Origin of the sequence: Candidatus Methylopumilus universalis, assembly GCF_006365315.1 — a bacterium.
GTDB lineage: Bacteria > Pseudomonadota > Gammaproteobacteria > Burkholderiales > Methylophilaceae > Methylopumilus > Methylopumilus universalis.
Genome location: NZ_CP040968.1, coordinates 891,080 through 910,301, shown reverse-complemented (window position 1 = coordinate 910,301; position 19,222 = coordinate 891,080). Strand labels below are relative to the sequence as shown.

Here is a 19,222-nt window from a genome sequence, read left to right as displayed (position 1 = left end):
CTTAAGAGATTTTTTTGAGGATCGCACTCGTGCTTCTACCTGGTACAACAGAAACTAATTCAACTTTTCCATGCCATTTTTTTAGTTCTTGGTGGCCTACAACTTGATTTTTTTTATAATCGCTACCTTTAACTAAAATATCAGGCTGAATCTTTTTTATTAAATGAAGCGGTGTTGTTTCGCTAAAAATGATAATACTATCCACAGAAGAAAGTGCCGAAAGAACTCTTGCTCGATCTTCTTGGTGAATGACAGGTCTTGATTTGCCTTTTAGCTTTGTGACTGACGAGTCGCTGTTAAGAGCTAAGATAAGGACGTCGCCTAGTTTTTTAGCTTTTTCTAGATAGGTCACATGCCCTGCGTGAAGAATATCAAAACAGCCATTTGTAAATACAATTTTCTTTTTTTGTTTTTTCCAAATAAGAACTTGTTCCATGAGACCCGAGAGGGAGTGAATTTTTTTCTCTTGTTCGGAATGCTTAGAGCTTAGAGTTTCTATAAGGTTTTGAAGCGTGATAGGTATCGTCCCTAATTTTCCAATTACTATACCTGCAGCTACATTTGCAATATTTAGGCAAGTCTCAATAGGCATCTTTGCAATCATGCATGCTGCAAGAGTTGCAATAACAGTATCGCCGGCCCCTGAGACATCAAATACCTGTTGTTGATTGACGGCAGGCAAGTTTTTAATAGTATTTTTTTGTATTAAATCGATACCATCTTCTCCCTTTGTCATGGCAATGAATTGCAAATTAAGAGATTTTTTTAATTTTAGTAGAGGTGTTAAAAAGTTCGTATTTTTTGTGACATGAATATGGCAAGCTTCGATAGCTTCTTTTTTGTTTGGAGTTATCGCAGTTGCATTTTTATATTTACTGTAATTAATACCTTTAGGGTCAACAAGTACTGGTATTTTTTTAGATTTTGCAAGTTTAATAACATGTTGGCATAGCGCTTCGCTTAAAACTCCTTTTGCATAGTCAGACAATATAACAATAGAAGGTTTTTTATTAAGAAGCGTTGATATTCTTTTAATGAGCGGTTTAGAATCAATCAAATCTGCTGTGGCTTCTTGATCAATTCGCATCATTTGTTGGTGTTCGCCAATAATCCGTGTTTTTGTGGTTGTTGGATTTTTGTCTTTGACAATACCATCTACACCAATATGATTTTTCTTGAGAATATCAAGTAACTTTTTACCATCTACATCATCACCAATTTGACCAGCTAAAGTTGTTTTGATACCAAGCTGAGCTAAATTAGCTGCTACATTGCCTGATCCGCCAATACGATCAAATGACTCTTTTAATCTGACAACTGGAACAGGCGCTTCGGGCGAGATTCTTGAGACGCTACCTATTAAATAGCGATCTAACATTAAATCACCCACAACTAAAGCCCACTTTTTTTGTGCATTAAATTTATTTTTAATAATGTCAATTTCACTCATAAGCTATTGACCTTCATCTATGAGTTCGCAGAGCGTATGTCCAATGAGAATGTGTGCCTCTTGAATTCTTGCTGTTTCGTTTGAGTCTACAACGATAGCGTGTGTTGATATTTTTTTAATGAGACCACCATCGCCGCCCGTTAAGCCAATTGTAATAGCACCTAATGTATTTGCTTTTTCTAGCCCTTTAATGACATTTTTACTATTGCCTGATGTGGAAATACCGATCACTACATCATTTTTCAAACATAGCGCTTCGATTTGCCTTGAAAAAATATGCTCATAGCCATAGTCATTTGCGACAGCGGTAATAATTGAAGTGTCTGTCGTTAATGCAATAGCAGGCAGTCCTTTACGCTCTTTAACAAATCTACCTACAATTTCTGCTGCAATATGTTGGCTATCAGACGCGCTGCCGCCATTTCCAAAGATCAGCACTTTACCGCCTGAGTGAACTGTTTTTTTAATAAGACTTGCAACTTCATTGATCTGTGGAATAAGCGAAGTTAATTTTTGAATCGTGTCTTGATGCTTCTTAAAAATAGATTCAATTTTCTTTAGATTTTCATTACTCATGCGTAAGTATCACTTTTAGTTAAATAATTTATTGCGTAATCCTCAACGCCTTCTTCAATGCTAAGAAAAGGCTTTGTGTATCCAGCATCATTTAGTTTTTTTATATTAGCTTCAGTAAAGTACTGGTATTTTCCCTTAAGATCATTTGGCATATCAATATATTTAATTGTATTTAAATCGCCCTTAACACTTTTCACAAGCGATTCAGCAAGTGCTTTAAAGCTTGAAGCTTTTCCTGTGCCCACATTATAGATACCTGAATGTTTTTTGTGACTTAAAAAATGTAAAACAACTGCTGCAGCATCTTTTACGTATACAAAATCTCTTAATTGCATACCATCTTTATAGTCGGGACGATCGCTCTTGAAGAGTCTAATTTCACCTTCTGTTTTAAGTTGATTAAATGCATGAAATACAACGCTTGCCATTCTATCTTTATGATACTCGTTTGGACCATAGACATTAAAGAATTTAAATCCACACCATTGAGGAGGTGTTTTTTCTTTTGCGAGGACTTGTTGCACTGCCCATTGATCGAAAAATTGTTTTGAATACCCATAAGCATTTAGAGGCCTTAGTTTTCTGAGCTCGGCTTCATTGTCATCATAGCCAAATTCTCCTCCGCCATAAGTAGCTGCTGAGCTTGCATAAAGAAAAGGCACGTTATGATCGCTTGCATAGCGCCATAGATTTTGACTGTAACGAATATTCTGGTTTAAAAGCTTATTAAAATCTGTTTCAGTTGTAGCGCTGATAGCCCCCATATGAATAATAGCTTCAATTTCTTGTTTTTTTTCAAGCCAAGGAAATAGATCGTCTTTATCAAGGTAATCAATATATGTTCGCTTACTTAAATTGTTCCATTGATCTTGATGCTGAATATCATCAACGACGATGATATCTTTTCTGTCGAGAATGCTATTTAGATGCCAAGCAATGACACTTCCAATCATGCCAGCACCACCCGTAAGTATTATCATAATGAGATTGTCTTTAAATAATTAAGACTGTTTCTTTTCTAAAAGCGCAACTCTTTTTTTTGTGATTGCTGAATTGTTAGCTTCTTTTTTAGCTGTCCAGTTTTTATCAATCCAGCCTTGTAAATTTTCTAAAATTATACCTTGCATCGCATCAATCCAATCTGGATTGTCATTGAGAGCAGGGATATAACTAAAGTTTTTACCGCCATTGCTTAAGAAAATATGTCTACCCTCAATATTAATTTCTTCTAAGGTTTCTAAGCAGTCGCTGGAGAAGCCTGGACAAATCACATGAACATTCTTTTCTTTCTTTTTTCCGAGATCAGCCATCATTTCAGCGTAATAAGGTTTTAGCCATTCAGCCCTGCCAAAGCGGGACTGGAAAGAGACTATATATTCGCTTTCCTTTAATTTTAAAGCCTCAGCAAGTAAGCGGGCAGTTTTATAGCATTCACAATGATAAGGATCGCCTTGCATCAGTGATTTTTTTGGAATGCCATGAAAGCTCATGACTAACTTTGTGGGCTTTCCATTTTTTTTCCAGAATTGCAGAACGGATAATTTAAGCGCGTTAATATAAAGAGGATGATCGTGGTAATTCCTAACGGTTCTTACTCCTGGCACATTTCTTGTTTTAAGAAGCACACGCCATAGCGCATCCATTGCTGACGCACTTGATGAAGCAGCATATTGAGGATAGAGCGGAAGCAAGAGAATTTTAGTGCAATTCTTTTCTTTTAATTTGAGGACCGCATTTTTCATTGAAGGATTGCCATAAGACATTCCTAATTCAATTTCAATAGGCTGAGATACTGACTTTTTAATTTTTGCAGTTAATGCTTTTGTTTGATTTGTAGCATTGACTAAAAGTGGAGAGCCTTTTTTAGTCCAAACTTTTGCATATTTCTTTGCTGAACTGCCTGGCCTAAATACTAAGATAATGAAATGAAGTATCCAACACCAAATAAATCGAGGCACTTCGACCACTCTTCGATCCATGAGAAATTGTTGTAAATATTTTCTTACAGCATGCGTACTGAGGGAATCAGGCGTTCCTAGGTTTGCGAGGATCACGCCTATTTTAGGTGGATCACCATGTTGGTATTGCGGTTCTTTTGTGAAGTAATTCATTTTAGTGATGACTCAATGCGTTAGAAAGAAGTTTCGCTGTGATATCGACAATGGGAATGACTCTTTCGTAAGCCATTCTTGTAGGGCCAATCACACCAAGGGTGCCTACAATTTCACCATCTGTTTCATAAGGAGATGTAACGAGACTACATTCATCTAGAGACGAATAGCCTGATTCATTTCCAATAAAAATTTGAATGCCTTCTCCAAGCTGACTTTGATCAAGAAGTTTCATAAGGGCTGTTCGCTTTTCAAATATCTCAAAAATTTTTCTTAAGCTGGATATATTTTTTACGAGCTCTTCAGATTGGATAAGATTATTTTGTCCTGTGATCACAATCGATCCGCTCTCTGGCGAAATGACATCATTACCGACTTCAATAGCTGCCGTCATAAGTTTAATCATATCAGCATGCATTTTAGATAATTCATCCACGAGTGTATCTTTAACTTTAGCAAAAGTGTTGCCACTAAAGTTGTGATTAAAATAATTTGCAGCCTCAACTAAGTCATCATGAGAGTAGTGCTTTTCCGTCATGACAATTCTGTTTTGAACATTGCCGTCATTTGTCACAATAATGACAAGAATTTTTTTCTCAGATAAGCCTATAAATTCTAAATGTTTAAAAGTTGTTTTCTTAGCCTTAGGAATAAGAACTACACCAGCAAAATGTGTCAGTGTTGATAAAATATCCGCAGCATTATTAATAATTTTTTTATTGTCACCAATATTCATTTGATCTTTTAATGAGCTAATGATTTTGTCATCCAAAGGTTTTACAGTTAGAAGAGAATCTACAAAGAGCCTATAACCTAATTGCGTAGGAATTCTTCCTGCTGAAGTATGGGGGCTTGTGATAAAACCAAGATCCTCTAGATCTTTCATAGTATTTCGAATGGAGGCTGGACTTAAGTCAAGGCCGGACGATTGAGAAAGGGTTCTAGATCCCACGGGCTGTCCATCATAAATGTGTTGCTCAATGAGGGTTTTTAGAAGAATTTGGGCGCGCTTATCTAGCATCATCAAATAGGGTTATTCATATAAATCGTTATGCTTTAAAATAGTCAGTAAAGCCTAATTTTCATAGTGTAATAAGCCATTCTAGCATGCGATACTTTTGAAAATGAATGCTTAATATACTAATTTTTCTTTATTAAATTGCTATATATTCTTTCATCCTAAGTATGCTTTAATTCAATTATGGAAAGTCTCTATAAATCAGTCGCAATTATCGGAAAATATGCGAGCGGAAGTGAATCTTCTGACATTGAATCGCAGCTTTTAGAGCTCGCTCAATATTTGACGAATAAGCATATCAATATTTTTATTGAGGCTAAAACACATCAGTCCGGAAAATTTCAAGCTTTTAAAGCTATTAATCTAGAAGAGATTGGTGAAAAAGCTGATCTCGCCATCGTTGTGGGTGGGGATGGGACGATGTTGGGAGTTGCAAGATCACTTGTGAATTTCGACATTCCATTAATAGGCATTAACCAAGGCCGTTTTGGGTTTTTGGCAGATCTGAATACAAGCAACATGTTTGAATCTATCGATGAAATCTTTCAAGGTTCTTCTTATAAAGACAAAAGAATGTTGCTGCAGTCTAAAATTTTTAGAGGCTCAAAATGTATCCATGAATCATTAGCACTTAATGATGTTGTAGTAAGAAGTGGATCTCGCTTAATTGAATTAGAAGTTTCTATCAATGGCAGTTTTGTCCACAAGCAAAGATCAGACGGGCTTGTTGTGACAACACCAACAGGCACAACTGCTTACGCACTTTCAGCTGGCGGGCCCATTCTCCATCCGGAATTAGAGGCAATTTCTATCGTACCGATTAGCCCGCATACATTAAGTAATCGCCCAATTGCAGTGAGTAGTAAAAGTGCTATTGAAATTCATGTGGTGAGTATGGATGAATCTTATTTAAGTATTGATGGACAGCTTAAAGTACCGCTTGAGATTCATGATCGTGTCGAAATTATTCGCGCAGAAAAAATGATCACGTTTCTTCATCCAAAAGACTACTGTTATTTTGAGATGCTTAGAAAAAAATTAAACTGGGGTTAATAAAGCACTATGTTACTTAATCTCTCTATCCTTGATTTTGTCATTGTCGATAAAATGAGCTTAGATTTTAAATCTGGTTTTTCAGCATTAACTGGCGAAACGGGTGCTGGAAAGTCCATTCTTATTGATGCTTTGTCTTTAGCTTTGGGTCAAAGAAACGAAGGCGGAGTAGTCAGGCTTCATCAAGATAAAGCTGATATCAGTGCTATCTTTGATATTAAGCACAATCAAGAAGTGATCGACTGGTTAAAAGAAAATGAATTGGAATCTGATGACGCTGAACTTATTTTAAGAAGAGTCATTCATGCTGATGGCAAATCAAGAGCTTTTATTAATGGCAAGGTAGCCACGCTCCAGCAATTAAAAGAATTAGGCGAGTCCCTCGTTGATATTTACAGTCAAAACTCTCACCACTCACTTTTAAAATTAAGTGCACAGAGACAAATTTTAGATAACTTTGGTGGTCACTCAGATCTTGCAGCCACAACTTATCAACTTTATCAATCATGGCACAAGCTTCATGTGCAAAAAATTGAGTATGAAAAAAACGCGCTAATCTATAGCGACGAACTTGCAGAGTTAAGAGATAAATTACGAGAATTAAAACAATTTTCATTCACGTTGAGTGACTGGGAAACTCTGCAACAAGATCATGCCATGATGTCTCATGGTAATGAGCTCATTGAGGATGTTAATCTTTGTATTGAGCTTTTAGAAAAAGATGAAACGGCGATTTCTGGCAGGCTTCATTTAGTCCAGCAGAAAATTTCTCATGCGCTTAGTATTGATGAGAAATTAAAAGAATCTTCGGATCTCATCGATTCTATTAATATTCAAATAGAAGAATTGCTTCGTTCACTCAATAGATATTTACAAAAAGTCGATTTAGATCCAGAAAGGCTTAAAGATATTGAAGCGCGGATTCAAGCGATTCATAATTTTGGCAGGAAGCATCGTATTAAGCCTGAAGATTTTGAGTCAACCTTACTCGCTTGGCAAGCTCGCATGGACGAACTCGAGTCTTTTGAATCAGATGACGGTATTGATGCCAAAGAAAAATTAGCCCTCGAAGCTTTTAATATCAGTGCGCAATTATTAAGTAAGGCGCGAAAGACTGCATCAGAAATATTAAGTCAGAATATTACTGCGGCTATGCAAAAGTTATCTTTTAGCCATGGAAGTTTTGAAGTTAAGCTCACACCTCAAGACCCAACAGCGCATGGATTAGAACAAATTGAATTTTTGGTAGCATCTCATTTGGGTGCAGAACCGAGACCTATTCATAAAGCCGCATCAGGCGGCGAGCTTTCCCGTCTAAGCCTCGCGATTCGTGTTGCATCCATTTCTAAAGCGAATGTGCCCTGTATGATTTTTGATGAAGTAGATGTAGGTATTGGAGGAAGTGTAGCGGAAATTGTAGGTAAGCTTTTAAAAGAACTAGGACATCACGATCAAAGACAAGTTTTAGTGATCACGCATTTGGCGCAAGTAGCATCATTAGCTATTCATCATTACAAAGTGTCTAAGACTCAGGAAAATAATCAGACACTCAGCCACATTCATTTGATGGATGACAAGATGCGCATCGATGAAATTGCGCGTATGTTAGGTGGTGTATCGATCACGGATACGACAAGGGCGCACGCGAAGGAAATGTTGCAAGTTTAGACTTTATTAGGGCAGGGGTTTCTATTACATTCAGCATAAATATAGAGCGAATGTTCTTGGATAGTAAATCCTTTTTTCGTTGCAATCATTTTCTGTCTCTTTTCAATCTCATCATCACAAAATTCTTCTACATGACCACATTGCATGCATACTAGATGATCATGGTGTTGTGAGTCGCTTAATTCAAAAACAGCTTTATCACTTTCAAAATGGTGACGAATTAAAAGACCAGCCTGTTCAAATTGAGTCAGCACACGATAAATCGTTGCAAGACCGACGTCTTCACCAGATTTAATTAAAAGTTTATACACGTCTTCGGCGGAAAGATGTTTCGCATCGCTGTGCTCAAAAAGACTTAAGATTTTAAGTCTGGGAAGCGTTGCTTTAAGCCCTGATTTTTTTAAATCTTTATGATCTTGTCCCATTGAAACACCTTAAAATTTGCTTTAGGAAGCATTTTGAATACTGTCTAGCATGTTATATTAATACGCATTATGTTTAAAGTTATAAAAATGCGTATATTTCTTCTCGTTTTAAGTCTTTTAGTCACCGCTTGCTCTCCTTCATTACCCTCTATCAAGCCTTACAAAATGCCTATTCAACAGGGTAATTTAGTGACTTCAAAAATGATGATGCAATTAAAGCCTGGCATGACAAAAACCCAAGTGCGATTTGTGATGGGAACACCCCTTATTACAGACAGCTTCCATAAAGATCAATGGGATTATTTTTACCAAATGGAAAAAGACGGTGCAATCATCGAGAAAAGAAGAGTTATTTTGATGTTTGAAAAAGATTTGTTGGCTAAAGTAAAAGGCGATGTGATTCCTGCTAATGTAAATGCAAATAAAAATGAAGATCGACAGGAGATAGTGCCTATTAAGAATAATGAGCCTAATCAAAATCCAGCGCAAAAAGAAAAGAGCATGCTCGATCGATTAAAGTTTTGGGAAGATGATGACAAGCCCATTGAAAAAGTTATGCCGCCTAAGAAAGACGTGCCTGTTGAAGACAGAAGAATTGTGACTCCTAAAAAAGATATACCAGAGCCAGTTAAAGTTCCAGAGCCAGAGATGAAAAAACCTGTCACGGAAGTCGCTCCAGCAGACATTAAAAAAGAGCCTGCAGTTGCAAAACCAGAGGCTGCAAAGGCTGAAAATACGAAGCCATTGCCAGCTGAGACTGATCCAAATTATTTTGATTTGATGCTAGAAAAAATAGGATTCTAATTGTATGAGTAAAATAAATATTCTTATCGTGGGTGCCTCAGGCCGCATGGGCCAGAGTCTTATTCAAGAAATTACTAATGATAAAGACTTAGCTCTTGTAGCGGCTATTGATCATAAGTCGAGTGATAAATTAGGACGTGATGCAGGCGAGGCTATCGGCATTTCAACAGGCATTAAAATTGACTATGACATCACAAAAGTAATTTCATCTGCTGATGTTCTTATCGATTTCACAAGACCCGAAGCAAGCCTTGAGTATTTGAAATTATGCGAAGCGCATCAAGTGAAATATGTCATTGGTACAACAGGATTTTCAGATCAAGAAAAAAAATTGATTGTCGATGCTTCAAAAACGATACCTATTGTTTTTGCGCCCAATATGAGTGTAGGGGTTAATTTACTGATTTCGCTTGTTGAAAAAGCAACGCAATTACTCAAAGACGATTTTGATATTGAAATTATTGAAGCGCATCACCGACATAAGATTGACGCTCCATCAGGTACGGCTTTAAGGCTCGGTGAAGCTGTTGCAAAAGCTAGCGGCAGGGACCTTAAAAAAGAAGCGCAGTATGAACGTTTTGGCAATACTGGCGAGCGTAAACAAACCACAATTGGCTTTTCAACAATTCGCGGTGGCGATATTGTAGGCGACCATACAGTTTTATATGCAGGCACCGGTGAGCGAGTTGAATTGACTCATAAAGCTTCAAGCCGAGCCACTTTTGCTAAGGGCGCATTAAAGGCAGCTAAATTTTTATCACACCAAAAATCAGGTCTTTTTGATATGCAGAAGGTCTTGGGACTTTCTGACAATTAAACCATTTATCAAGGTTTAGTGCGTTGAATTAAGGCGCTAAATCGACTATAATATCTACGATATTTGAAACGGGAGCTGCTAAAAACTTCTCCCGTTTTGTATATCCAGTACCCAACCCTTGAATTCGCAAATACTGGAGAGTCATTTTGTCGCGAAATATGTCGGCAGTGTTAGTGCTTGCAGACGGAACTAAGTTTCGAGGCATTTCAATTGGGGCTCCAGGTAAAACCACAGGTGAAGTTGTTTTTAATACTTCGATGACTGGTTATCAAGAAATTCTGACCGACCCTTCTTATACAAAACAAATAGTCACACTCACTTACCCTCATATTGGTAATGTTGGTGTTAATAAAGCAGATGTCGAATCTGACAAAGTCTATGCCAGTGGTTTAATCATTCGTGATTTAGCGATGACTGATAGTAATTTTAGAAGTGAACAAACCCTTTCCAAATACTTAAAAGAAAATCATATTGTTGCGATCGCAAATATTGATACTAGAAAACTCACAAGACATTTAAGAGAACATGGCTCACAAGCAGGTTGCATTATTGCTGAGTCAGAAGACGATAAAAAAGCGCACCAAGAAGCAAAAACCTTTCCAGGACTTTCTGGCATGGATTTGGCTAAGGTTGTGAGCTGCAAAAAGGCTTATACATTTAATCAAGGCGAGTGGTCATTGTCTGAAGGTTATAGCAATCACCTTGAATCAGATCATCATGTTGTTGCATTTGATTATGGCATTAAGAAAAATATTTTAAGAATGTTGGTTTCAAGGCGATGTAAAGTCACTATTGTGCCTGCTAAAACTTCTTATGAAGAAGTGGTTCGCCTAAAACCTGATGGTGTATTTTTATCGAATGGGCCAGGAGATCCTGAGCCATGTGATTATGCTATTAAAGCGATTAAACAATTAGTGGATGATGGTTACCCAACCTTTGGTATATGTTTAGGCCATCAACTTTTAGCTTTAGCGAGTGGCGCTAAAACATCCAAAATGAAATTTGGACATCATGGCGCTAATCATCCTGTTCAAGATTTAAAAACAAAACGCGTATTTATTACCAGTCAAAATCATGGCTTCACCGTAGACCAAACTTCACTTCCTAAAAATTTAGTAGCTACACATCAATCTCTTTTTGATGGCAGCTTACAAGGGATTGAAAGATCAGATCAGCCCGCATTTAGTTTTCAGGGGCATCCTGAAGCGAGCCCAGGTCCATCTGAAATGAGTTACTTGTTTGATCACTTTATTAATCTTATTGAAAAAAAGAAAAAAGGCTATGCCGAAGCGTAAAGATATTAAGTCCATACTTATTATTGGGGCTGGCCCAATTGTCATAGGTCAAGCATGTGAGTTTGATTATTCCGGCGCGCAGGCATGTAAAGCGCTTCGTGAAGAAGGATATCGTGTCATTCTCGTGAATTCTAATCCGGCAACTATCATGACAGATCCTGAGATGGCGGATGCGACTTATATCGAGCCGATCACATGGCAGATTGTCGAAAAAATTATTGCCAAAGAAAAGCCAGATGCACTCCTTCCCACCATGGGTGGCCAAACGGCACTTAATTGCGCACTCGATTTAGATAAGTACGGCGTTTTAAAAAAATATAAAGTCGAATTAATTGGCGCTTCAAAAGAGGCGATCGATAAAGCTGAAGACAGACAAAAATTTAAAGAAGCCATGAATAAAATTGGCTTAGGATCTGCTAAATCAGCGATTGCACACAGTTTAGAAGAAGCTATTCAAGTTCAAGCAGGTATCGGTTATCCAGCAATTATTCGCCCATCATTTACGATGGGAGGCAGTGGCGGGGGGATTGCATACAATCGTGAAGAATTTATTGAGATATGTGAAAGAGGGCTCGAAGCATCACCTACAAAAGAACTTCTGATAGAAGAGTCTTTGCTTGGCTGGAAAGAATATGAAATGGAAGTGGTTCGCGACTCCAAAGATAACTGCATTATTATTTGTTCCATTGAAAATCTAGACCCGATGGGAGTGCATACAGGTGATTCTATTACCGTAGCTCCTGCACAAACACTCACAGATAAAGAATATCAAATCATGCGTAATGCATCGATTGCAGTCCTTCGAGAAATTGGTGTGGATACAGGTGGGTCGAATGTGCAATTCGCAATCAATCCAAAAGATGGCCGTATGATTGTCATTGAAATGAATCCTCGCGTATCTCGTTCGTCAGCTTTAGCCTCTAAAGCTACTGGATTTCCTATCGCTAAAATTGCAGCAAAATTAGCAGTCGGTTTTACATTGGATGAATTGAAAAATGAAATTACAGGTGGTGCAACACCTGCATCATTTGAGCCAAGTATTGATTACGTAGTCACCAAAGTCCCAAGATTTGCATTTGAGAAATTCCCACAAGCGGATTCAAGGCTCACGACACAAATGAAATCCGTAGGGGAAGTTATGGCCATTGGACGTACTTTCCAAGAATCTTTTCAAAAAGCACTACGAGGCCTCGAAATTGGTGTAGATGGACTAGATGAAAAAACGACTGATCAGGATCTCATTATTAAAGAGATGAGAGAGCCTGGACCGGAGCGTATTTGGTATGTTGGCGACGCCTTTAGATTAGGCATGTCGATAGAAGATGTATTTGAACATTCCAATATTGATCCGTGGTTTCTCTATCAAATTAAAAATATTATTGATCTTGAAAAAGATTTATTAGGCAGTTCTCTTAAAGATTTATCCAAAGAAAATTTATTTCATCTAAAACAAAAAGGTTTTTCTGATCGAAGACTTGCAACGCTTCTAAAAGTTAAACAAGAAGATATTAGACATTACCGTCATAAGTATGATGTGCGACCCGTATATAAACGTGTAGACACATGTGCTGCAGAATTTTCAACAAATACTGCGTATATGTATTCAACATACGAAGAAGAATGCGAAGCAAAACCCACAGATAGAAAAAAAATTATTGTTTTAGGTGGCGGACCTAACCGTATTGGGCAGGGTATTGAGTTTGATTACTGTTGTGTCCATGCAGCTTTAGCATTACGTGAGGATGGTTACGAAACCATCATGGTGAACTGTAATCCTGAAACAGTATCAACGGATTACGATACGTCAGACCGACTTTATTTTGAGCCCGTGACACTTGAAGATGTTTTAGAAATTGTTGCTATTGAAAAACCACTTGGCGTCATTGTTCAGTATGGCGGACAAACACCTTTGAAATTAGCTAAAGATTTAGAAAGTGCAGGTGTCCCAATTATTGGGACTACGCCGGATGCTATTGATATGGCAGAGGACCGTGAGCGCTTCCAAAAAATGCTAAATTCGATTGGACTCAAACAACCACCTAATCGCACAGCGAGAACGCCCGAAGATGCCATTCGTTTAGCAGAAGAAATTGGTTATCCACTTGTTGTAAGACCTAGTTATGTTCTGGGCGGTCGTGCAATGGAGATCGTGCATGAACAAGCCCAGCTTGAACGTTACATGAGAGAGGCTGTAAAAGTGTCTCATGACTCACCTGTACTCCTTGACCGCTTTTTAAACGATGCGCTTGAAGTGGATGTGGATGCATTATCAGATGGTACAGATGTGATTATCGGTGGCATTATGGAACATATTGAACAAGCTGGTGTTCACTCAGGTGACTCAGCATGCTCCCTTCCTCCTTATAGCTTATCTAAAAAAATTCAAGATCAATTAAGAAAGCAAACAGTTGAGATGGCAAAAGCACTCAACGTTGTAGGTCTTATGAATGTTCAATTCGCGATTCAAGGTGAGGTGATTTACGTTTTAGAAGTAAATCCGAGAGCCTCTCGAACTGTTCCTTTCGTTTCTAAAGCATGCGGATTACAATTAGCTAAAATTGCTGCCCGCGCAATGATAGGTTCGAGTCTTAAGTCACAAAAAGTTACAAAAGAAATTGTGCCTAAATTTTTCTCCGTGAAAGAAGCTGTCTTTCCATTTATTAAGTTTCCAGGCGTTGATACAATTTTAGGGCCTGAGATGAAATCAACGGGCGAAGTCATGGGGCTAGGTAAAACATTTGCGGAAGCATTTATTAAATCTCAACTCGGCTCATCAACAAAATTACCAAAAGATGGAAAAGCATTTATCAGTGTGCGTCGTGAAGACCACCATAAAGTGGTTGAGATTGCAAAATCATTAGATACATTAGGTTTTCAAATTGTTGCCACTAAAGGAACCGCAAAAGCTTTAATGGATGCAGGGCTTAATGTTGAGCCAGTCAATAAAGTCGCAGAGGGAAGACCTCATATTGTGGATATGATTAAGAATAATGAAATTTCTTTTATTGTGAATGTGACGGAAGATAAGCGTGCTATTTCAGACTCTTATGAAATTCGAAGATATGCTTTACAAAATAAAGTGACTTATTACACGACGATTGCAGGCGCTAAAGCCGCTTGTATTGGCATGAACTTCGTGGAAGAAATTACAGTCAACTCTATCCAAAGCTTGCATAAAGAACTCACTTAAAATACACTCAATTTTTATAAACCACACTCCATTCAAAGAGCGTGGTTTTTGTTTTAATAGGAATGAATATGCTTAAACAAATACCCATGACAATTAAAGGCGCTGAGCAGCTTAAAGAAGAGCTTCAGCGCTTAAAAAGTGTTGATCGCCCTAATATCATCCAGGCAATCTCAGAGGCAAGAGCGCAAGGCGACTTGTCTGAGAATGCGGAATATGAATCTGCGAAAGAGCGTCAAAGTTTTATTGAAGGTCGCATAGCAGAAATTGAAGCTAAACTTTCCACTGCTATGGTGATTGATCCTTCTTCGATTGTAGGCGAGAGTGAATGTGTGTTTGGATCCACAGTTGAAGTGCAAGATCTAGATACAGAAGATATCTTTACGTACCAAATTGTGGGCGATGATGAGGCTGATATTAAGCAGAAAAAGATTTCAATCAACTCACCGATTGCAAAAGCATTTATTGGTAAGGCTATTGGCGACGTAGCTGAAGTCAATACACCGGGGGGTGCTAAATCCTACGAGATATTAGATATCAAGTATGTGTAAATTAAATTCATTTTTGTATTAAACTAAAAACATCATGAAACAATGGTTAGAAAATTTAGCGCTGATTGCCGCAACCTTTTGGATAGGTGGGTTGTGGGTTGTGGGTATTGTGGCTTATGAATTATTTAAGCTGATTCCTGAGGCGCAACTTGCAGGTAATATTGCGGGCCAGCTTTTTAAGATGATGGCGTATGTGGGTATGGCAACGAGTATTTTTTTATTAATTCAGCGCGTTTATCAGTTTGGCACGAATGCATTAAAGCAAAGTTTTTTCTGGTTGGTTGTACTGATGCTCGTTTTAATTCTTATCAGTCATTTAGGTATTAATCCCCTTTTAGAAAAATTCAAATTAGATGCGATGCCGAAAGATGTGATGGAGAGCGTATTTGCTGATCGATTTACAACGTGGCATGGCGTATCAAGTATTGCGTATTTGCTTGAGTGTTTCTTGGGCGTTTTTGCGATTTTAAAAATTAGATAATTATTTGGGTATAACGATCTTAGGCTCGGATGCCTGGCGATAAACAATAATTTGCAAGCCAATATGATGTACGGCGGTTGCCTTAAGTGCCTCACATATTTCACTTAACATGGATTCACGAACCGATCTATCATCATTTTGAATTTTAATTTTAATCAACTCATGTGCGTTAAGATTAAGCTCAATTTCCTTAATGACTGATGCTGATAAACCCTTATTCCCAATTCTAACTACTGGATTTAATGTGTGCGCTAAGCTTCGAAGGTATGCAATGGCTTTTGAATTCAAGGTAGAAAACTTCTTAAGATCTAAAAGAATCGATTTTAACAGATGAAAAGAACAAGAACTAGCAAGGCTTGGATGCAAGAGCATGTAAATGATGCCTTCGTTAAACAAGCCCAGAAGGATGGCTTTCGATCTCGAGCTGCTTACAAGCTTATGGAGATCCATGAGAAATATAAGCTCATCAAGCCTGGTATGAATGTCGTCGATTTGGGTTCAACTCCTGGAAGTTGGTCTCAGGTCGTGGCAAAACTGCTTCAAGGTAAAGGCCACATTATCGCTATGGATTTACTGCCTATGGATCCTATTCCTAGGGTCGATTTTATTCAGGGAGATTTTAGAGAAGAAACCTCATTAAGAGAGCTTGAAGCCTACTTAAATAATTCGGCGATAGATCTTGTAATTTCGGATATGGCCCCCAATATTACAGGGATAAAGACAGTTGATCAGCCAGGTGTTATGCATCTTACTGAGCTTGCTTTAGATTTTTCTTTGCAATGGTTGAAACCAGGTGGCCATTTTCTAGTCAAAACCTTTATTGGCGCTGATTTTGATGAGCTGGTGAAAAAGATGCGTCCTGAGTTCGAAAAAGTTATCACAGTTAAGCCTAAAGCTTCACGTGATCGAAGTAGTGAGGTTTATTTGCTAGGCTTTGCAAAAGCTTAAAAAGTCATAATGTAGTCACGCAATTAGGTTTAAAATTAAATGATTAAAACAGATGATACGAGGTCATCCATCAATTGAATAACAACACACTAAAAAGCATTGCCATCTGGGTTGCGATAGCACTCATTCTCATGACGATTTTTAATCAGTTCTCAGGGTCTTCGAAAACTGATACACCACTTGTCTACTCTCAATTTATGCAGCAGGTTAAAGAAGGCAGGATTGCCAAAGTTGAGATTGATAACCATAGAATCAAAGGCACAACGAGTGAGGGTAAGAAATTTAATACCTATGCTCCCACTGATCCTTGGTTGGTGTCCGACCTTCTAAAAAATAATGTCATTGTGGAAGCTAAGCCTGAAGAACAGCAATCAGTCCTTATGAGTATTTTCATTTCTTGGTTTCCGATGATTCTTCTAGTGGGCGTTTGGATTTTCTTTATGCGTCAGATGCAAGGTGGCTCCAAAGGTGGCGGCCCATTTTCATTTGGCAAGAGTAAGGCTAGACAACTTGATCAAACGAACAATCAAACAACATTTGCTGACGTAGCGGGCTGTGATGAAGCAAAAGAAGAAGTAACAGAAATTGTTGAATTCCTAAAAGATCCAAGCAAGTTTCATAAATTAGGTGGCCGCATACCAAGAGGCGTTCTCATGGTGGGACCTCCAGGCACAGGTAAGACATTACTAGCGCGTGCAATTGCGGGTGAAGCTAAGGTACCTTTCTTTACGATTTCAGGATCTGACTTCGTAGAAATGTTTGTAGGTGTAGGTGCTGCTCGTGTAAGAGATATGTTTGAACAATCTAAAAAGAGTGCGCCATGTATTATTTTTATTGATGAAATTGATGCGGTAGGTCGTCATCGAGGTCAAGGTTCAGGCGGTGGTAATGATGAGCGCGAACAAACACTCAATCAGCTTTTAGTTGAGCTCGATGGCTTCGAACCTAACTCGGGCGTGATAGTCATTGCGGCAACCAATCGTGCAGATGTCCTCGATAAAGCTTTATTACGTCCAGGACGTTTTGATCGACAAGTGATGGTATCTCTTCCTGACATTAAAGGTCGCGAAGAAATTCTTTTAGTTCACATGAGAAAAATTCCAGCAGATCCTGATGTGAAAGCAAGCATCATTGCCAGAGGTACGCCAGGCTTTTCAGGCGCTGACTTAGCCAACCTTGTAAATGAATCAGCATTGTTTGCCGCTCGAAGAAATAAACGCACCGTCGATATGCAAGATTTTGAAGATGCTAAAGATAAAATCTTTATGGGGCCTGAAAGAAAATCACTCGTGATGAGAGAAGAAGAGCGAATGAATACAGCATTCCATGAATCAGGTCATGCAGTGGTTGCAAAATTATTACCTCACGCAGACCCTGTGCATAAAGTGACAATTATGCCTCGTGGCTGGGCGCTCGGTCTTACATGGCAGCTGCCAGAGTTTGATCGTATTAGTAATTACAAAAATAAGATGCTAGAAGAAATCTCGATTCTCTTTGGCGGACGTATTGCAGAAGAAGTTTTCATGAAGCAAATGTCGACAGGCGCATCGAACGACTTTGAGCGCGCAACGAAATTGGCGCGTGATATGGTAACGCGTTACGGTATGTCAGATAAGTTAGGTACGATGGTCTACGTAGGACAAGATCAGGACTCTTTCTTTGGTTCGATGTCTTCGAAAACAATTTCTGAAGCAACTCAACAAAAAGTCGACGCTGAGATTCGCCGTATTCTTGACGAGCAATATAGTGTGGCTAGAAAGTTGATTGAAAAAAATCGTCGCAAAGTCGAGGCGATGGCAAAAGCTTTACTTGAATATGAAACGATTGATGCAGATCAGATCAATGACATCATGGCAGGGAAAAAAGCGAGACCACCAAAACCTAAACAAACGCCTAATCCTCCGAAGATCGATAAAGGATCTTCAGGTTCAAAGGTAGCGGTAGCTCCTCAGCCGAGCGCCAAGGGCTAAATGAAATCAAGGCTAGTTTATCTAGCCTTTGTTTTTTTCAATGCTTCAATTAAATAAACATTCCTTTGATTTAAAGCGCCCACTTCTAATGGGAATTTTAAATATCACACCCGATTCATTTTCTGATGGCGGAATGTTTTTAGATTTTAATGCAGCTTTAAAGCGCGCTGAAAAAATGATCGAAGAGGGTGTTGATATCATTGATATTGGTGGAGAATCGACGCGGCCCGGATCTGATGCTGTCAGTCCAGATGAAGAATTAAAGCGCATTACACCTATTATTGAGGCGATAAAAAGAATCTCTGATATTGCCATCTCGGTTGACACTTATAAACCCGAAGTTATGAAAGAAGTCATTGATATGGATGTTGCGATGATCAATGATATTTTTGCTCTGCAAAAACCAAATGCTATCGATACAATAAAAAAATCAAATGTGGGCATCTGTTTAATGCACATGCAAGGCACGCCTAAGACAATGCAACTTAATCCTATTTATAAAAATGTGGTGAATGAAGTGAAGTCATTTTTAGAAGAGCGCGTGAATCTTCTTACAAATGAAGGTATCGATAAATCGCGTGTTATCCTAGATCCAGGCTTTGGCTTCGGAAAAACATTCGAACATAACATAGACCTTCTACAAAAAATTGAATCGTTTCAATCGCTAAATTTACCCATGCTGGTAGGAGTTTCTAGGAAATCATTCATTAGAAAAATCTTGAACGGTGATCATGACGATCATCTATCAGGAAGCATTTCAGCAGCTATCTTTTCTATATTAAAAGGGGCTAAAATATTACGAGTTCACGATGTAAAAGAAACCCAAAGCGCTTTAAAGATTATTCATGTATTTCAGAGCACGGCTTAA

Annotated in this window: 18 protein-coding genes; 11 read left to right on the top strand and 7 right to left on the bottom strand. The window is 38.3% G+C overall.

The window, feature by feature from the left end:
- Window position 1: 1 nt before the first annotated feature.
- The 5 genes from rfaE2 to hrcA are packed head-to-tail and all read right to left on the bottom strand — an operon-like array spanning window position 2 to window position 5,158.
- Window positions 2-1,450 carry a D-glycero-beta-D-manno-heptose 1-phosphate adenylyltransferase gene (rfaE2, locus tag FIT79_RS04765; RefSeq protein WP_139875812.1) on the bottom strand — a complete coding sequence of 483 codons (1,449 nt, stop codon included), beginning with the start codon at window positions 1,448-1,450 and terminating at the stop codon, window positions 2-4.
- A 3-nt stretch (window positions 1,451-1,453) separates the two neighbouring features.
- Complete coding sequence (locus tag FIT79_RS04760; protein ID WP_049814351.1) at window positions 1,454-2,026, bottom strand: D-sedoheptulose 7-phosphate isomerase; 573 nt, start codon at window positions 2,024-2,026, stop codon at window positions 1,454-1,456.
- Complete coding sequence (rfaD, locus tag FIT79_RS04755; protein WP_139875811.1) at window positions 2,023-3,006, bottom strand: ADP-glyceromanno-heptose 6-epimerase; 984 nt, start codon at window positions 3,004-3,006, stop codon at window positions 2,023-2,025. Before rfaD ends, FIT79_RS04760 begins: the two co-directional genes overlap by 4 nt.
- Window positions 3,007-3,027: 21 nt before the next feature.
- On the bottom strand, window positions 3,028-4,137 hold the full coding sequence (hemH, locus tag FIT79_RS04750) for a ferrochelatase (protein WP_139875810.1): 1,110 nt from the start codon (window positions 4,135-4,137) through the stop codon (window positions 3,028-3,030).
- A 1-nt stretch (window position 4,138) separates the two neighbouring features.
- Complete coding sequence (gene hrcA / locus FIT79_RS04745; RefSeq protein ID WP_189644881.1) at window positions 4,139-5,158, bottom strand: heat-inducible transcriptional repressor HrcA; 1,020 nt, start codon at window positions 5,156-5,158, stop codon at window positions 4,139-4,141.
- Window positions 5,159-5,338: 180 nt separating this feature from the next.
- Between hrcA and FIT79_RS04740 the strand changes: the two genes are divergently transcribed.
- Together FIT79_RS04740 and recN are read left to right on the top strand one after the other, a co-directional pair.
- Window positions 5,339-6,208 (top strand): NAD(+)/NADH kinase, encoded by an 870-nt coding sequence (locus FIT79_RS04740; RefSeq protein WP_139871856.1) that lies wholly within the window; start codon window positions 5,339-5,341, stop codon window positions 6,206-6,208.
- Window positions 6,209-6,217: 9 nt separating this feature from the next.
- Entirely contained in the window at window positions 6,218-7,876 is a 1,659-nt protein-coding gene (gene recN, locus FIT79_RS04735) for a DNA repair protein RecN (protein ID WP_139875808.1), read from the top strand.
- On the opposite strand, the gene fur is transcribed toward recN, so the two are convergent.
- Complete coding sequence (gene fur / locus FIT79_RS04730; protein WP_028818274.1) at window positions 7,873-8,301, bottom strand: ferric iron uptake transcriptional regulator; 429 nt, start codon at window positions 8,299-8,301, stop codon at window positions 7,873-7,875. The two genes, recN and fur, sit on opposite strands and share 4 nt — an antisense overlap.
- A 69-nt stretch (window positions 8,302-8,370) precedes the next feature.
- Between fur and FIT79_RS04725 the strand changes: the two genes are divergently transcribed.
- The 6 genes from FIT79_RS04725 (at window position 8,371) to FIT79_RS04700 (ending at window position 15,436) form a co-directional block, all read left to right on the top strand.
- Entirely contained in the window at window positions 8,371-9,105 is a 735-nt protein-coding gene (locus tag FIT79_RS04725) for an outer membrane protein assembly factor BamE (protein WP_223260786.1), read from the top strand.
- A gap of 4 nt (window positions 9,106-9,109) precedes the next feature.
- Window positions 9,110-9,922 carry a 4-hydroxy-tetrahydrodipicolinate reductase gene (dapB, locus tag FIT79_RS04720; protein ID WP_139875807.1) on the top strand — a complete coding sequence of 271 codons (813 nt, stop codon included), beginning with the start codon at window positions 9,110-9,112 and terminating at the stop codon, window positions 9,920-9,922.
- 158 nt (window positions 9,923-10,080) lie between these two features.
- Window positions 10,081-11,217, top strand: a complete 1,137-nt coding sequence (gene carA, locus FIT79_RS04715; RefSeq protein WP_420898282.1) for a glutamine-hydrolyzing carbamoyl-phosphate synthase small subunit — start codon at window positions 10,081-10,083, stop codon at window positions 11,215-11,217.
- On the top strand, window positions 11,204-14,407 hold the full coding sequence (carB, locus tag FIT79_RS04710) for a carbamoyl-phosphate synthase large subunit (protein ID WP_139875805.1): 3,204 nt from the start codon (window positions 11,204-11,206) through the stop codon (window positions 14,405-14,407). Before carA ends, carB begins: the two co-directional genes overlap by 14 nt.
- Before the next feature lie 68 nt (window positions 14,408-14,475).
- Window positions 14,476-14,955 (top strand): transcription elongation factor GreA, encoded by a 480-nt coding sequence (greA, locus tag FIT79_RS04705; protein ID WP_139870530.1) that lies wholly within the window; start codon window positions 14,476-14,478, stop codon window positions 14,953-14,955.
- A gap of 34 nt (window positions 14,956-14,989) precedes the next feature.
- Window positions 14,990-15,436: a DUF4149 domain-containing protein gene (locus tag FIT79_RS04700; protein ID WP_139868107.1), complete on the top strand. Its 447-nt coding sequence runs from the start codon at window positions 14,990-14,992 to the stop codon at window positions 15,434-15,436.
- Here FIT79_RS04700 and FIT79_RS04695 read toward each other — a convergent pair whose 3' ends face one another.
- The gene (locus FIT79_RS04695; RefSeq protein WP_028818281.1) at window positions 15,437-15,724 is read right to left on the bottom strand and encodes a YhbY family RNA-binding protein; all 288 of its coding nucleotides are present in this window, start codon (window positions 15,722-15,724) and stop codon (window positions 15,437-15,439) included.
- A gap of 42 nt (window positions 15,725-15,766) precedes the next feature.
- On the opposite strand from FIT79_RS04695, the gene FIT79_RS04690 reads away from it, so the two are divergent.
- The 3 genes from FIT79_RS04690 (at window position 15,767) to folP (ending at window position 19,222) form a co-directional block, all read left to right on the top strand.
- On the top strand, window positions 15,767-16,384 hold the full coding sequence (locus FIT79_RS04690; RefSeq protein WP_139875804.1) for an RlmE family RNA methyltransferase: 618 nt from the start codon (window positions 15,767-15,769) through the stop codon (window positions 16,382-16,384).
- Window positions 16,385-16,515: 131 nt separating this feature from the next.
- Window positions 16,516-18,354 carry an ATP-dependent zinc metalloprotease FtsH gene (gene ftsH / locus FIT79_RS04685; RefSeq protein WP_139876094.1) on the top strand — a complete coding sequence of 613 codons (1,839 nt, stop codon included), beginning with the start codon at window positions 16,516-16,518 and terminating at the stop codon, window positions 18,352-18,354.
- 40 nt (window positions 18,355-18,394) lie between these two features.
- Window positions 18,395-19,222 carry a dihydropteroate synthase gene (gene folP, locus FIT79_RS04680; RefSeq protein WP_139875803.1) on the top strand — a complete coding sequence of 276 codons (828 nt, stop codon included), beginning with the start codon at window positions 18,395-18,397 and terminating at the stop codon, window positions 19,220-19,222.